Annotated in this window: 14 protein-coding genes; 9 read left to right on the top strand and 5 right to left on the bottom strand. The window is 45.3% G+C overall.

Going from position 1 to position 14,653, the window contains the following annotated elements:
* Nucleotides 1–19 precede the first annotated feature (19 nt).
* The 3 genes from CWM47_RS11680 to CWM47_RS11670 all read left to right on the top strand — a co-directional run bounded on the left by CWM47_RS11680 (nucleotide 20) and on the right by CWM47_RS11670 (nucleotide 4,466).
* A complete protein-coding gene (locus CWM47_RS11680) occupies nucleotides 20–2,362 on the top strand; it encodes an AIPR family protein (RefSeq protein ID WP_100988145.1) in 2,343 nt (780 codons plus the stop codon).
* Between the two features lie 265 nt (nucleotides 2,363–2,627).
* A complete protein-coding gene (locus CWM47_RS11675; protein ID WP_100988144.1) occupies nucleotides 2,628–3,677 on the top strand; it encodes a ribonucleotide-diphosphate reductase subunit beta in 1,050 nt (349 codons plus the stop codon).
* A 114-nt stretch (nucleotides 3,678–3,791) separates the two neighbouring features.
* Nucleotides 3,792–4,466 (top strand): class I SAM-dependent methyltransferase, encoded by a 675-nt coding sequence (locus CWM47_RS11670; protein ID WP_100988143.1) that lies wholly within the window; start codon nucleotides 3,792–3,794, stop codon nucleotides 4,464–4,466.
* A 96-nt stretch (nucleotides 4,467–4,562) separates the two neighbouring features.
* Here CWM47_RS11670 and CWM47_RS11665 read toward each other — a convergent pair whose 3' ends face one another.
* The 4 genes from CWM47_RS11665 to CWM47_RS11650 all read right to left on the bottom strand — a co-directional run bounded on the left by CWM47_RS11665 (nucleotide 4,563) and on the right by CWM47_RS11650 (nucleotide 8,062).
* Nucleotides 4,563–5,393 (bottom strand): FkbM family methyltransferase, encoded by an 831-nt coding sequence (locus CWM47_RS11665; protein WP_100988142.1) that lies wholly within the window; start codon nucleotides 5,391–5,393, stop codon nucleotides 4,563–4,565.
* A 124-nt stretch (nucleotides 5,394–5,517) separates the two neighbouring features.
* The gene (locus CWM47_RS11660) at nucleotides 5,518–6,468 is read right to left on the bottom strand and encodes a glycosyltransferase (RefSeq protein ID WP_100988141.1); all 951 of its coding nucleotides are present in this window, start codon (nucleotides 6,466–6,468) and stop codon (nucleotides 5,518–5,520) included.
* A 67-nt stretch (nucleotides 6,469–6,535) separates the two neighbouring features.
* Nucleotides 6,536–6,991, bottom strand: a complete 456-nt coding sequence (locus CWM47_RS11655; protein ID WP_100993840.1) for a regulatory protein RecX — start codon at nucleotides 6,989–6,991, stop codon at nucleotides 6,536–6,538.
* A gap of 72 nt (nucleotides 6,992–7,063) precedes the next feature.
* The gene (locus CWM47_RS11650) at nucleotides 7,064–8,062 is read right to left on the bottom strand and encodes a nucleoside hydrolase (RefSeq protein ID WP_100988140.1); all 999 of its coding nucleotides are present in this window, start codon (nucleotides 8,060–8,062) and stop codon (nucleotides 7,064–7,066) included.
* 131 nt (nucleotides 8,063–8,193) lie between these two features.
* Here CWM47_RS11650 and CWM47_RS11645 point away from each other — a divergent pair, with 131 nt between their 5' ends.
* The 6 genes from CWM47_RS11645 to CWM47_RS11620 all read left to right on the top strand — a co-directional run bounded on the left by CWM47_RS11645 (nucleotide 8,194) and on the right by CWM47_RS11620 (nucleotide 13,168).
* Nucleotides 8,194–9,366, top strand: a complete 1,173-nt coding sequence (locus CWM47_RS11645; RefSeq protein WP_100988139.1) for a glutathionylspermidine synthase family protein — start codon at nucleotides 8,194–8,196, stop codon at nucleotides 9,364–9,366.
* A 54-nt stretch (nucleotides 9,367–9,420) separates the two neighbouring features.
* A complete protein-coding gene (locus CWM47_RS11640) occupies nucleotides 9,421–9,768 on the top strand; it encodes a DoxX family protein (RefSeq protein ID WP_100988138.1) in 348 nt (115 codons plus the stop codon).
* A 397-nt stretch (nucleotides 9,769–10,165) separates the two neighbouring features.
* Nucleotides 10,166–10,858, top strand: coding sequence for a TetR/AcrR family transcriptional regulator (locus CWM47_RS11635; protein ID WP_100988137.1), 693 nt, complete (start codon nucleotides 10,166–10,168; stop codon nucleotides 10,856–10,858).
* Between the two features lie 339 nt (nucleotides 10,859–11,197).
* Nucleotides 11,198–12,052 (top strand): alpha/beta fold hydrolase, encoded by an 855-nt coding sequence (locus CWM47_RS11630; protein ID WP_100988136.1) that lies wholly within the window; start codon nucleotides 11,198–11,200, stop codon nucleotides 12,050–12,052.
* A gap of 11 nt (nucleotides 12,053–12,063) precedes the next feature.
* Nucleotides 12,064–12,555 carry an RNA polymerase sigma factor gene (locus CWM47_RS11625; protein WP_100988135.1) on the top strand — a complete coding sequence of 164 codons (492 nt, stop codon included), beginning with the start codon at nucleotides 12,064–12,066 and terminating at the stop codon, nucleotides 12,553–12,555.
* Nucleotides 12,542–13,168 carry a hypothetical protein gene (locus CWM47_RS11620; protein ID WP_100988134.1) on the top strand — a complete coding sequence of 209 codons (627 nt, stop codon included), beginning with the start codon at nucleotides 12,542–12,544 and terminating at the stop codon, nucleotides 13,166–13,168. Before CWM47_RS11625 ends, CWM47_RS11620 begins: the two co-directional genes overlap by 14 nt.
* 57 nt (nucleotides 13,169–13,225) lie before the next feature.
* Here CWM47_RS11620 and CWM47_RS11615 read toward each other — a convergent pair whose 3' ends face one another.
* Nucleotides 13,226–14,581: a vanadium-dependent haloperoxidase gene (locus CWM47_RS11615; protein WP_100988133.1), complete on the bottom strand. Its 1,356-nt coding sequence runs from the start codon at nucleotides 14,579–14,581 to the stop codon at nucleotides 13,226–13,228.
* Between the last annotated feature and the right edge of the window lie 72 nt (nucleotides 14,582–14,653).

Raw genomic sequence — 14,653 nt, 5'->3', positions numbered from 1 at the left:
TTTCTATCCTTACTACACCATGTCAACCGAACGCGAACAAACGCAGCTACTTCAATTTTACACAGATCTCCGTCAGCGAATCAATGCCACCGCCGAAGCGGGTGAACAAGGCGGTTTTAAGGAAGAAATATTTACGAGCATTGTTTTGGATGACTACCTGTCGGCAACTGGCGACACCGAAAACGCCCGCGAGTGCCGTGATGTGAAAGAGAATGCTGCCGGTCAGAAGATGCATAAGATTAACGGATATGCACTTAGCGAGGGAGCCGAAAATCTTGATTTGTTTGTCACCATTTACAAGGGGTATGACGAGCCGCAACGAATTGGTAAGGAGGAGATTACAAGTGCATTTAACCAGTGTCGCCGTTTTCTGAACAACGCCTTTAAAGGGTACTGGCAGGACATGGACGAATCGGCATCGGCCTATGATTTTGCCAAAGAAATCTGTCACAATCGAAATGCATTGGTACGGGCTAATCTATTTATTTTGACGGATGGCGAATGTTCAGTGGAGCCCTCACAAAGCGATCGCTTAGACAAAACCGATCTGCTGCTTACGTATCGAATTATAGACATCCGGTATTTGGCCAGAATTGAACAAGGTGAACCCACCCCAATTTTTATTGATTTTGTCCAGCGAACCGGAAAAAGTTTACCCTGTTTACCGATTCCAACTGGTAATGACCAGTATGAAACTTACTTGGCCGCTGTGCCGGGCGATATCCTAGCTAACGTATACGAGGAGTACGGAGCGCGCTTACTGGAAATGAATGTACGTTCGTTTTTACAGTTTACAGTGGGGACAAACAAGGGCATCCGACAAACGATTCTTAAGGAACCACACATGTTCCTGGCGTATAACAATGGCATTGCAGCCACTGCCGAGTCTGTTGAGTTAACCCCTGATAATCGAGCTATAAAGTCATTAACAGGTCTACAGATCGTAAATGGTGGACAAACAACGGCGAGCATTTTCTATACGCATCGTAAAGACAAAGCGGACGTTAGTGGAATTTATGTGCAGATGAAACTGTCGGTCATTAAAACCCGCGATGATGTTGGTTCTATTGTCAACAACATTTCGCGCTATGCCAACACGCAAAATAAGGTTTCTGAATCAGATTTGAGCGCGAATAACCCATTTCATACCGAACTGGAGAAACTATCGCGTACTATCTGGACACCTGCACAATCGGGGCAAAGCTATCAAACTCATTGGTTTTACGAACGGGCACGGGCACAATACAAAAATGCGCTGGCACGGGAATTTAGTGCAGCAAATCGCAAAAAATTTGAGTTGCAAAACCCCCGCAAGCAACTATTTGTCAAAGAAGATCTCGCGAAATATGTTAACGTCTGGAATGAATTGCCTTGGCACGTTGTGCGCGGTAGTCAAAAGAATTATGGCATTTTCATGACTAATTTGAAGACTAAAGATCAAAAACCAACAAGTGTATTCTTTGAGGATTCAATTGCTAAAGCGGTTCTATTCAGAACCGCAGAAGAAGTATATGGTCGACAACCTAAAGCCATTGGTGACCTGCGTTATGTAACGGTTCCCTACACATTGGCTTGGTTAAGCAGAACTCTTAATGGAAGACTGGACTTACTGAAAATTTGGAAACAACAACGCATTTCTGATGCTCTTCGCGCTCTGCTTTATGACTTGATGGTTTCTGTAGAAAAAGCTATCAAAGCCAGTGCAACGGGCGCACTTTATGGAGAGTGGGCTAAGAAAGAAGATTGCTGGAAGCAATTACGCGGAAAAGAGTTTCCTGTTGACCTTAGCTCAATTTATTCCGATCTGATTGATCCGGCAAACCCGCCCATACGTAAGTCGATGACGGACGACGATACAGAGAAATTACAACAACTAAGCAATGCAAATTGGTTGTGTAGTATTCCAGCTATTGTCTGGGAGCAGATTTGTGAATGGGGCAGATTGACAAATAAATTAACGTTTCATCAACAGCAAATCTCATCTGACATCGCAAAGAAAATTAGACAGTGGAAAGATCAAACTACTAATAGACTTACAACGAGTGAAATCAACTCCGGCTTATACGTTATAGAGCTTGTTATAGAACATGCCCCTCAACTACTTGAAAACATGCCGGACGATACTTCACCAATAATTCATGCGCACGCCTTCAAAAGTTCTGAAAAAGAAATTTCTTTATCGCTCGAACTGATAAAAGAAGCTGTTGCTTGGGACAGACGACATAAAATTCTATCGATTAAATATCACCTTTTACTTAAAAGCATTGCAGAGGAACGAACCACTCTAAACAGCTCCAACAGGCAATTAACGACCGATAAAATAGTTTTACTTATTTCCCGAGGATTTAGCCCAACCGCCTAGTCATATGCCAAATTTGTTTTTTGTTTTACTACAGCCTATCACACGGAACTATTCCAAAAACTTACTCACATACATCAAGCCTAACTAACTGTCTATCTGAAGCTTGTCAGATTTAACCTTTTTTCTGATGCCATTTATCTTGCTCTTCAGGCTTGCAGAAGCGACCAGAAACCTTAATTTTGTTAATCTGATTTTCATCGCTTAGACATACGTTCAGTCCATTTACCCGGTTGAACATCTACATAAAACAACGCATTCCAGATTCATGGTACAGACTGATGTAATTGAACCGATTTTAGAAGAAGACAAAGGCCGCTTCGTGCTGTTCCCCATTAAACACTGGGACATTTGGGAGTACTACAAAACCCATGAAGCCTCGTTCTGGACAGCCGAAGAGATTGACCTCGGTCAGGATATGAAAGACTGGAACAGCCTCAACGATGGCGAACGCCACTTCATTTCGCATGTACTGGCGTTCTTTGCCGCTTCGGACGGGATTGTGAACGAAAACCTAGCCGTAAACTTCTTGTCGGAGGTGCAGTATGCCGAGGCTAAGTGTTTCTACGGGTTCCAGATCATGATGGAGAATATCCACTCTGAAACCTATTCCCTGCTGATTGACACTTACATTAAAGATGCGACGGAAAAAGACCGGCTCCTGAACGCTATCGACACGATTCCGTGTGTCCAGAAAAAAGCCGAGTGGGCACTGCGCTGGATTGACAACGGTTCGTTTGCCGAGCGGCTTATTGCCTTTGCTGTGGTCGAAGGTATTTTCTTTTCGGGTTCGTTCTGCTCCATTTACTGGCTTAAAAAGCGCGGTATGATGCCCGGCCTGACGTTCTCGAACGAGCTGATCTCACGCGATGAAGGGCTGCACCGCGATTTTGCGTGTATGCTTTATACCGACCATATTGTCAATAAATTACCGGAATCGGAGATTTACGACATCATTCGTAACGCGGTCGAAATTGAGCAGGAGTTCGTAGCCGATGCGCTGCCGGTATCGCTTATTGGCATGAACGCCGAACTGATGAAGCAGTATATCGCTTTCGTGGCCGATCACCTGCTCACTACCCTTGGCCTGCGCAAACTGTATAATGTAGCAAACCCCTTCGATTTCATGGATATGATTTCGCTGCAGGGCAAAACCAATTTCTTCGAAAAACGCGTTGGCGAATACCAGCGGGGCGAAGTAATGTCGAAGTTCAAGGCCATGAAAGCGGCCGCTTCGCAGCCACAGGATGCCGAAAACTCAATGCCCATTCAGGTTGCCGAAGAACCCAAAGGCATTACATTTGACGCTGATTTTTAAGAGCCAGCAAAGGCATCATCAAATAGAAAAGTCCCGGTATAGATTGCACTCTACCGGGACTTTTCTATTTTAGCTCGCTATCCGTACACATCAGATAGACACTAAACTTCCTGAATGGATCGGCTAGACGTTATCCAGACGCTAATGCGTCAGAAAAACCTGAAAAATTACCTCGAAATCGGGGTGGAAAACGGCCACATTTTCTTTCGCATCAAGAGCACCTTCAAGGTTGCGGTCGATCCGAAGTTCATCTTCGACGCCACCCGTCGATTAGGGAAAGCGATTATTAATCCTTACAACTTCAATAATCAGTATTTCGAGAAAACCAGCGACGCTTTTTTTGCGCAGGATGCCCAACGGGTTTTTACGGCTAAAAAGCTTCAATTGGCTCTCGTCGATGGCATGCACGAGTATCAGTTTGCCCTACGTGATGTTGAAAACACGCTTAAGTATATGCAGGACGATGGCGTTATTATCATGCACGACTGCAATCCCAAAACGGCTGGTGCCGCCGGACGATTTGAAGACTGGGAAGTGGGTGAATGGAATGGCGATGTTTGGCGAACAATTATTCACCTCCGCAGTCAACGTCCCGATCTTACCGTGTTTGTACTGGATTTTGATCAGGGTTTGGGTATTGTAACCCGCAAAAAACCTGAATCTATACTTGAGTTTACGCCCGATCAAATTCAGGCTCTAACGTATGATGAGCTGGTTCAGAACCGGGAGAAATGGCTTAACCTTAAACCAGCGGCTTATTTCTATGAGTTTTTTGGGTTGATTAAGTAGTGTCTGGCGCGGGCATTTGCCCGTGCCCGTCAATATTGCGAGTATATACTCGCGTTTATATATGGGCACGGGCAAATGCCCGCGCCAGACGCTAACTTATTTATTTGGTATCGCGTAGAAATTGAAGTTTTTCCAGCGAATCATGTCCTGTGCCGACAGCTTTATTATTTCAGTATTCTCATCAAAATCGCCGAAGTAATAAAGTGTATAATTATGGTTAGCTACCAGATTGTATAAATCAACCCGTTCCTCCAGCGTTGCTTCACTGAAGCACTCAGCAATTATTGTGGGCTTGTACTCATCTATCAATGTCGAAATTGACCGAAGTACATCGATATCATGCCCCTCTACATCGACCTTGATGAGGGATAGTTTTGGCAAATAGGCTTTATAATACTGGTTTAGGTAGCGATTTAAATTAATGCCCTTCACCTTATTCTCCAGTTTGAATTTTCCATGCTGGTCGGCTTCAGCAGCACTAGCCGATACCCCGCCGTTGCCAAACGATGCTTCGGATGACGAATAAAAGAACTCGCCTTCTTCTTCAGTAACAGCATAGGCAAGGGGCACAATATTGGTCTTTGTCTTATTCAACTGGGCATTGGCGTCCAGAATTTCGTGAGTCATAGGGTTAGGTTCAAACCCTAACGTTAGTCCATCTTTTCCCACGGCAATGGCCATAGGCACCGTTGTATCGCCAATATTAGCCCCTACATCGATGCTGAAGCTACCGGGCGTAGCAAACCTCCGAAAAAAGTTTATCTCAGCCTGGGTGATGGCTTTAGGCGGAATCAATGGGTTTTTCCAATTAGCAAACTGTACAGTTCCTTCTTTTGCCAGTTGAAACGAGTCAATTTCATATGGGTATTTAGCCGTAACGCGACGAGCTTTCTTTCGCGCAAATGACTCTTTCAGGTAATTGAACATTTTTAACTGATTTGGGCGTATACAGCACTTTTTAGCGGTACAATTTTAACAAAATAATACTATTTATGCGCACTTTATTAACATAATGTACTTAAATAGTTAACAAACAGCTTACTGGCTTCTTTCATAGACCAATTGACTGCCTATACCGTAAGCTTTCACGCATGGGGCTACCCCTTCCAATAAACCATGCCAATCGACCATAAATGGGGTCTCGGCGAAATTTTCGGCCATTCTTGATGAAGTAATACGCCCGGAATAAGATCCGTTCGGGCCAGGAATGGTATTTGCGGAAATAGTGAAAGAGCGAGATGTAATATTCCTTTTCTACGTCATAATTACGAATCGTACTTTGGCCGGTAAAATGCACATATTCCGCCTGCGGCACCAAATAACAGGTGAATCCTTGTAGCAGAAGCCGCTTAGCAAGATCTTCTTCTTCAACATACAGAAAATGAGCAATATCGAATCCACCAAGTTGATTAAAAGCCGTTGCCCGCAAGAAAAGCGTGCTGCCCATAACAAACGGCACCTGGACCGGCCCTGTATAGATCTGCCTAACGTTTGGATAAAGCGACGGATTGATCATGCGCACAAAGCCATGACCCAGAATCTTACTACCTAACGTAGGCAAATACCCGAAGGTGACCTGCCGGGAGCCATCGCCCGCAAACATCTGCGCTCCGCACAGACCGGCATCGGGAGTAGCGTCCATAAAGGCAGTTAATTGATTACATACATCTGTTCGCAATACACAGTCATTATTCAGAAAATAGTAATAATCGGCCTGAGGATCGGTGAATTGAACGCCGAGCATGTTGCCGCCCGAGAAACCAAGATTAATTCGACTGCGGATAAGTTTTATCCGAAGCCCATTGTGTCGGGTAGGGTCTACAATGGGCTTCAGGGATTCATAATCCTGGGAAGATGAGTTGTTATCAACAATAATAATTTCATAATCAACGCCGTTTTGATCGGCGGTTGCGGTTTTTTCAACAATCGAATCAACGCAGTCGTATGTGAACTGGTGGGAGTTGTAGTTAATAAGAACAATAGAAACTTTGCGAGGAATCATGCGGCAAAAGTAGCACGGCTGGAAAGCCGCGATTAATTAAATATACAATCGCGGCTTTCCAACCGCGTTACTCTTCGCCCAAAACAGCAAATATCAAGTCCGGCTCGTAGCCTTTACTGAGCGCATATCGAACTAGTTTTTGTTTAATTACCAATGGGTTGCTGTCGCGTAATGTTTGCCGTTTTTTTGCCAATAAGTCCGTGAGCGTGCCCCGATAGTCGTCCGGGGCAATTTCCTTCATGGCTTGCTCCAAGTTGTAGCCCGATATTCCCCGTTGTTGCAAATGCTGTTTGATCTTACGCCTACCCCATCCTTTTACCCGGAATTTCCCGCCCGCAAACGCTGTGGCGAATCGCTCTTCGTTCAGGTAATTCTGTTGAATCAATTCGGCAATTACTTCTTCGGCATCATCCCCCAAAACGCTCCAATCCTTCAGCCGATCACGAACTTCCTGCTGGGTACGCTCCTGATAAGCGCAAAACATGGCTGCCTTACGAAGCGCGTCTTTTACTGAATCTGTCATACTAAATGATAACACAGACCACGCTAAAATCACTCGGTTTATACCTTGTGAGTGGGTGGTATTTTTCGATTTCTATTTTACAGGTTGATGCTGCATCAAGTTATTAATCAGCTTTTCCACTTCAGGAACGGGCATCCTCACGACCAGATGCTGGTGCCCTTTGCCAGCATCATCCCATCCATTCGAGCCATCGGCATTCATGAGCAACCGACCGGATTTAACGGTGTAATACGGCGCATATCCTCTAACGCCAACCAGCACGGCGGTCTGGTCCCAGCTCATCCGACCATTTTTATCTTCGGCCGATTTTGGCAATGAAATCCGAAAAACATCTTTCACAGGACTATTTTTGATCGCTTTGTTCTGTGTAAGTGGCAGACCCGAATGAATCTGCTCGCCAATTTCGAAACCGCTCATTAAAATGGGTGTTGGCCAGTTGGTAAACACGATTTTTGAGGCCTCTGTATCTCGAAACACGTTGTACTCCCGACCAGCCGGGAACTTGCCCGCCATGCTGACGACCTGTTTAATTTTTTTAGCCGCCAGCGCTTTCCCCGACAGCGGTGAGTATTGGTCGGGTTTAGAGTCCAGCAAATTGGCCAGATTTGTTAGAAAGCCAACCGTAATAACCGTAACACTACGATCGGGTTGTTTGGCCAGAATCTGACGGTACAAAGCAACGGCATCGGGCCTATCATCGTTTGACCGAACAGTGTGTGGATAGCGGGCCACCAGCGTATCAGACCAGTGTTGCGTGTCTTTATCGCCAATGGCCTTTCCCTTTGGCACACCAATGGGTATGTCTGGTCGGTTAAAATAGGTGTTCAACACACTCAGCACCGGCGTTACGTTGGAGTAGTTCGTACTGGCAATAGTAGCCAGAATCCGAGCCTGTCCGGCATCGGCAAACGCGTGAAGCATAGCAATGGCGCCTACGTCGTCGTAATCGGGGCCCATATCGGTATCGAAAATAACGGGAACGGCCTGCTTTTTTTGAGCCGATTGTCCATGAACCAAACCGGCTGTCAGAATTAGCAGCGCACTCACGAAAAATAAATACGTTCGAATCATTTGGTTAAGCGAGATTTACAGGACGGTTACAACCCAATACCATGGATAGGTGTGATACCAGCCGTTCTGGTACGAATTACGACTTGTTTTTGCAGGAATCGTAATTCGTTCGCCGTAAATTATCGACTACTATGATTTCTCTCAAAAAGTTAACGACACAGCCCGACGCCCAACTACGTAATCTCGGTTGGGACTGGATGCTAGGCCAGGATACATTGCCCTATCTAACAAATGAGGTAGTGAGCGTAACAACTGCCGAAGCAGACGCCTATTATGAAGCGGCCAACGATTTATTCGAGATGTTTGTCGCTGCCGGGCAGGACATTATCGACAAGAATCGTTTTGCCGAAGCAGGTATTCCGGACAACCTTATCGAACTGATAAAATTAACCTGGGACGACGACCGGAATATTCACCTGTACGGACGCTTCGATCTGGTTGGGGGCGTTGGCGGCCAACCCATCAAACTTATTGAGTTTAATGCCGATACGGCCACCTGCCTCCCCGAAACGGCGGTTGTTCAGCATGCGCACTTACGGGCAAACGGCCTCGATGAAAGTCAGCAGTTCAACGCCGTATTTGAAACATTAACAGGCCAGTTTGAAGAGTTGCTAGCCCTTAATCCCGATTTGCAGCCAACGCTTTTACTGTCGGCTATCCGCGACTCGCCTGAGGACGATGCCAACGTAGCCTTATTGGGCGAAGCAGCCCGTGAAGCTGGCTTTGACATTGAACTTGATTTTGTGGACAATGTCGACTTTTCGGCCGAAGAGGGTATTTTCTGGCAGAACCCTAAAAACGGTGAGTTCGAAAAACTGGATTTCTGGTTTAAACTGGTCCCCTGGGAATCCATTGCCGAAGATGAACCCGAACTGCTCCGAATTCTAACCGAAATTGTCCGTAAGCGGCTGGCCGTGGTATTGAACCCGGCCTATACACTTCTCTTCCAATCTAAATATATCCTAAAAATCCTGTGGGAGCTGTATCCGAATCATCCGCTTCTTCTCGAAACTGATACCAAACCATTGATTGGTAAAGCCTGTGTTGAAAAAGTACTGTTTGGACGTGAAGGCGCTAATACCCGTATTCTGAACGCCGACGGTACCGAACGTCAGGCTACATCCGGGGATTATGGTGATTACTCGAAAATCTATCAGGAATACGTTGAATTCCCACAAGATTCGGCGGGGAATGCCTATCAGGGGGGCGTCTTCTATGCGGGCGAAGCCTGTGGATTAGGCTTTCGCCGGGGTGGTCTGATCCTGGATAATACAGCGAGTTTTGTGGGGCACGTTATTGAGTAGATGATATAAACCTGATAAATCAATAAATAGCAAACTCCTGTTTACGTTACATTCATGTCCAATCTCAGTCTTTATATCCAGACCGCTATCTACATTGCTGCGGGAGCCAATCATTTCATTAGTCCCAAAACTTATTTAGCCATTATGCCACCCTATGTTCCATCACACAATCTGATGGTAACATTAAGTGGTATTGCAGAAATAGTTCTGGGTATTGGGCTCCTTTTTCCAGCTACCCGTTCACTGTCGGCCTGGGGGTTGATTCTGATGTTGATTGTGGTGTTTCCAGCCAATGTATACATGGCTACTTCGAGTCGATTCCGGAAGTTTCCAGCCTGGCTTCGATGGGCAAGGTTACCCTTACAAGGCGTACTTATCTGGTGGGCCTATCTATATACTTAATACTTAACTGAACAAACGACTCGCCTGCACTGCTGTTATCATTAAAAGCCAAATTTATACTGTTTGCTGTATGAAAACCTTAAATCAAGTTTCCATTGCTTTTGCAGAAGCAATGGAAACTTGATTTTTACGTATTTATTTTATGTATCGTATTTCAAAAATTATTATTAATTATCAGCCTTACTGAGCAGTTAATGTTTTTTATCCCCTTTTTATAGTCATTCACCATGTATCCACAAAAAGTGTATAGGCATAATTAGTAATTGACCAAATTCTCTAATAATATTGACAAACTAAATTCTAACCAACCAATACGAATTGATTGGTAAATAAAAGTTTACTAAAGTGACTTTCATGATTATTTATAGTCAAAGAGGGTGACATCAACTTAATTACAATGGATGCAGTTATTATGGAGAAGGATGAGAAAATCAGACGGAATCGTTCCAAGACTACTCAACGCATAGTTGAAGCGTTGGAAGAAGTCATTGCGGAACGTGGATTGGAAGGGGTAGGTGTTAACCGTATTGCAGAAAAAGCGAATGTTAGCAAAGTATTAATCTATCGGTACTTTGGCGGCATGGAAGGCTTGTTGGAATACTACGTAAAAATGGGGAAACTGTTTCCTGTCTTTACACCTGCTATTCTGGACCAAATTCGTCCGCTACATGACTCCGATATAGCTCGAATCTGGTACCGTCAGGTTATTCAAACCTACAGATATTTCCGTACCTTCAAAGCTGCTCGTGAAGTTCTTAAAGCAAGTGTCATTGAAAATGATCCCATTGCCGAAACGACAGCTAAGGCGCAGGATGAAGAACTGACCCGGCTTGTTCATCAGCTCTCTTTTGTAAAAGGAGCGGATACGGAAGCGATTTCAGCCGTTGTTCTTGGTGCTATGACCTACCTTACTATCATGGCACAAAATGACCGCACAATGATTAGCATCGACTTGCGGAGTGAAGAAGGCTGGCAGCGTATAGAGAATGCCGTGAAAGCAATTTACATTTCGTTAAATAAAATGGCAGTTAGCACAAAAGATGTTGAACTGGAACTCCAGTCCGCCAATCTGCCAGTGGCACAATGGTAGACATAAAAAAGCCCTTATACCAGATTTTAACTAACCAGCGTGGTTGTTTTGATCTAGGGTAAGCAGCTCGTTTTTATTTCACCAGAATCATCTTTAGTTGAGGATTAGCTCCCCAGGCAATGCAAATCATTGCCTGGGGAGCTTTTTTTTGAGCTGGATAATATCATCGTCCCAACTATCCAAACCACCGAAACCGTCCAGCACGTTTTATGACGCTGAAAAAAGTATTGCCTGGCTGTAACATTTGATGAGAATCGGTTTCCAATACTTGATACCAGCGTTCAGGCACTTCGACGTGTTAACGCAACTTTTCTCTTCATTTCTTAACAAGACAATAGTATGAAAACGCTCTTATTATTTATCCTGATTTTCATAACTCATGCGGGCTTTACGCAGCCGACGTCATTTAGCGTAACAGTTACAGGTAAGGGCCAGCCCGTCATTCTGATACCTGGTTTTTCGTGTAGTGGCGATGTATGGAATGAGACGGTCGACCACCTGAAAGATCACTACCAGTGCCATGTGCTTACTCTACCGGGATTTGCCGGTGTAGCACCAATAAAAACGCCTGTTTTACAGACGGTTCGCGACGAAATCATTCGGTACATAAATGACCAGAAACTCAAACGACCCATGTTGATCGGTCATAGCCTGGGAGCTTTCATGGGGCTCTGGATTAGTAGTAAAGCACCATCCTTGCTTAGTAAATTAATTTGTGTGGATGGAGTCCCGTTTATTTCAGCGATGTCCAACCCAGCCATTACTGCCGATTCATTGACCAAAAACCCTATGTTTAATGCGGAGGCTGTTGCTCAAAATTTCGTCAATATGCCTGCGGCTTCGTATGAAGCAAACATGACGAAGTCGATGCTTTGGCAAGTGAGCGACTCAACACGGGCGCAGCAAATTGCTCACTGGTCGGCGATGAGCGACCGTCGAACGCTTGGCTATACGTATGTTGAAATGAGCACAACTGATTTGCGGAATGATATTGCTGCCATTCAAACACCAACCCTTGTACTGGGAAGTTTATATTTCAATAGTGAAGCCACGACAGAACGTGTTCTGAATGAGCAGTACAAGCTACTGAAACCAAAAACAATTCGGGTGGCGCATACCAAGCACTTTATTATGTATGACGATCCAAATTGGTTTTACCAGCAGATAGACCAGTTCCTATCAAGCTCAAACTGACCTGTGATTCTATGCCACAACCAGACTTCGACTCACTTTATCAGTCCTATTATAAAAAAGTACTGAAACTGTGCTTAGGTTATACGGGGGATTACGCACAGGCGCAGGACTTAACCCAGGAAACGTTTGTAAAGGTGTGGCAGAATTTGGCTAAGTTCAAAGGGGAGTCGCTCCTAAGTACGTGGCTCTACAGAATCGCGGTAAACACTTGCCTTAATCACCTACGCACAGTTCGTAAGCACCCAACTGATACGCTGGAAATGCAACACAACGAACAGGCGCAAGACGAACCAAACGACACAGAGCAGCAAATAAGCCTTCTCTACACCTGCATCCACCAACTTGCCGAACTGGATCGACTTATTATTACGCTTGTGCTGGACGACACGTCCTACGGTGAGATTGCCCAGGTGGTTGGCATTTCGGAGGGCAATTTGCGTGTTAAAATTCACCGCATCAAACAACAACTTACAAGCATTTTCCAGCGTCATGGACAACTTTGACCACCTAAAGCAGGTCTGGCAGCAGCAGATAATACCAGCCCAAACGATTAACCCGGCCGAATTGAATAAAGATAATGTCGATCATCAGCGCAAACTGGAACGAACGCAGCTTCTATCGGCCATTGCACTGCTTCTTACGCCCGTAGGAATAATCTGGATGGGATTCTTTAGTCCTATTCACTTTCAATCGACGCTTACGTATGTAGCAATCGTGCTGATTTCTGCTATTTCTGCTACTCAGGGACTCATCAACGTAGGCTTGTTTGTGCGTCTACGCCGGATAGACATTTCAATGTCGACCACTCAGCATCTGGATCAGTGGCAACATTATTATGCCTATCGGAAACAGTTGATACGCATTAATTTGCCACTTTATTACCTGTTATTAAACGGTGCCTTCGGGCTGTATTTTATCGAAATTTTAGGGCTTATGCCACTCGCAGGTCGACTTATCTCTTTAGGGATGTATCTTGCCTGGATGCTATACGCCTATTTCATTCTGGGAAAACGAACCCTCAGGAAAGAGCAGGAACGCATTGAAATCATTATTCATAATCTACAGGCAATACAGCACCAATTGCATAGTTCAGCGGATGGGAACCCATCTAAATAACGAAATTCGCTTTTGACCGGATCAACAGCGAATTTCGTTCATATAACAAAGTTATATCTATCGTTGGGCAACCCCTGATTTGCGGGTACGGATTTTCTCAATAACCCACTTCCCTACTTTTTCGCCCTCAACCTGTCCATTCTCCAGCGCAGAGCGATAGTGGATACCGCCGTATAACCGGCTAATCGAGGCTTCATCGGCAGCGCCCCGAATGGATGTGAACGACCGAACGCCATGCCCGTACGGGAACTCGGTCGAATCGGTAAAGGCAATATTGTCGCCCATCAGATGAGTCATTACGGTAGCGGCTGCGGTAGAAATGACACTGTGTCCACTTGGATATTCGGGGAAAGGGGGCGTTTGCAGAAAGGGCGTCCACTTTGGATCGAGTGACTTGTTGATAACCGTTTCGGGGCGAATCGTTTTGGTTCGATACTTCTCATCCCAACACGAAATAAAGCCATCACTCAGCGCAAACGAGGTAAGCGCATAAGCTTCTACACATTGCATCATGGTCATCTTTTTCTGGCGCGCAACACTCTCCGCAATGGCCAGCCAGTGACCGCCGGGTGTCATTTTCTTGCTGGCATACATGACGTGACCAGCCACGTTCATCACAAACGCATTATCGTCCCAGAAGTACGCAATATCCTGTTTCTGCTTATCCAGATCTTTACCTAGCTGGTACACCTCATCGAGTTCTTTTTCGTAAGGGCTACCTTTGGCCAGACTATATGGAAATGGCCGTGGCGGCATAAACTGGTTACAGGTATCCATAGCCCAGCAACGGAGTTTGTTCCACTGAGGCTCTGCTGCATCCATATAAGCGGGCGGTGTAGGCACCCATGTACCTTCTTCATTCGTGACAGTGTGTTTGAATCCCCGCGTTTGCTTATAGCTATCTTTGGCTGCATAGTCCAGCACGTGCTTGGCTATTGCTTCGCCATAGGCCATCGAGCGGTCATAGACCTCATCAGGAACGCCATCCTTCTTGTATTGCTCATAAAATGGCTTCTCGAATGTGTCATAAAAATCAACCGAGAACGTCAATGCACGGGCAACGGTCATGAACGCATGGGTGCTCGCCAGTGGAAAACAATAGTCCTTTCCCGCTTCGGGCTTTGGACCGCTTTCAAACCGTTTCAGTTTACCACCCAGCGATTCATAGTTTGCATCGAAAGGCACAAGGGCTTCATAACCTGCCAGATTCGCGTATGAATAAATCCGACTGGCAACGGGTGGTGAGAAAATATCGTGAATGACGACCTCAGTAAGCTTGTTCAACGCCGAATTATAATATTCGGGATTGGCAGCCTTTGCGTTATATTCAGCAGGGGATGCGGGCTTCTTGCAACCGGTTAATCCGACCAGCAAAACAGCCAGCAGGTAGCCTAAGCGAAGCGAAGATTTCATAGTAAAATGACAAGTTAACGTGGTAATCGACCGCAATATGATTGATTCTCACTTACAAAATTAACGGAAAAT

The organism is Spirosoma pollinicola (assembly GCF_002831565.1).
GTDB classification, from domain to species: domain Bacteria; phylum Bacteroidota; class Bacteroidia; order Cytophagales; family Spirosomataceae; genus Spirosoma; species Spirosoma pollinicola.
The sequence above is the reverse complement of the archived record's forward strand: the minus strand, read 5'-3'. Positions and strand labels throughout refer to the sequence as shown.

Bases quoted from the DNA above. Each gene is read 5' to 3' on its own strand.
- CWM47_RS11650 (WP_100988140.1), bottom strand. From the start codon at position 8,062: ATGATTCGAACGTATTTATTTTTCGTGAGTGCGCTGCTAATTCTGACA.
- CWM47_RS11655 (WP_100993840.1), bottom strand. From the start codon at position 6,991: ATGACAGATTCAGTAAAAGACGCGCTTCGTAAGGCAGCCATGTTTTGC.
- CWM47_RS11660 (WP_100988141.1), bottom strand. From the start codon at position 6,468: ATGATTCCTCGCAAAGTTTCTATTGTTCTTATTAACTACAACTCCCAC.
- CWM47_RS11635 (WP_100988137.1), top strand. From the start codon at position 10,166: ATGGATGCAGTTATTATGGAGAAGGATGAGAAAATCAGACGGAATCGT.
- CWM47_RS11630 (WP_100988136.1), top strand. From the start codon at position 11,198: ATGAAAACGCTCTTATTATTTATCCTGATTTTCATAACTCATGCGGGC.
- CWM47_RS11680 (WP_100988145.1), top strand. From the start codon at position 20: ATGTCAACCGAACGCGAACAAACGCAGCTACTTCAATTTTACACAGAT.
- CWM47_RS11645 (WP_100988139.1), top strand. From the start codon at position 8,194: ATGATTTCTCTCAAAAAGTTAACGACACAGCCCGACGCCCAACTACGT.
- CWM47_RS11665 (WP_100988142.1), bottom strand. From the start codon at position 5,393: ATGTTCAATTACCTGAAAGAGTCATTTGCGCGAAAGAAAGCTCGTCGC.
- CWM47_RS11615 (WP_100988133.1), bottom strand. From the start codon at position 14,581: ATGAAATCTTCGCTTCGCTTAGGCTACCTGCTGGCTGTTTTGCTGGTC.
- CWM47_RS11620 (WP_100988134.1), top strand. From the start codon at position 12,542: ATGGACAACTTTGACCACCTAAAGCAGGTCTGGCAGCAGCAGATAATA.
- CWM47_RS11625 (WP_100988135.1), top strand. From the start codon at position 12,064: ATGCCACAACCAGACTTCGACTCACTTTATCAGTCCTATTATAAAAAA.
- CWM47_RS11675 (WP_100988144.1), top strand. From the start codon at position 2,628: ATGGTACAGACTGATGTAATTGAACCGATTTTAGAAGAAGACAAAGGC.
- CWM47_RS11670 (WP_100988143.1), top strand. From the start codon at position 3,792: ATGGATCGGCTAGACGTTATCCAGACGCTAATGCGTCAGAAAAACCTG.
- CWM47_RS11640 (WP_100988138.1), top strand. From the start codon at position 9,421: ATGTCCAATCTCAGTCTTTATATCCAGACCGCTATCTACATTGCTGCG.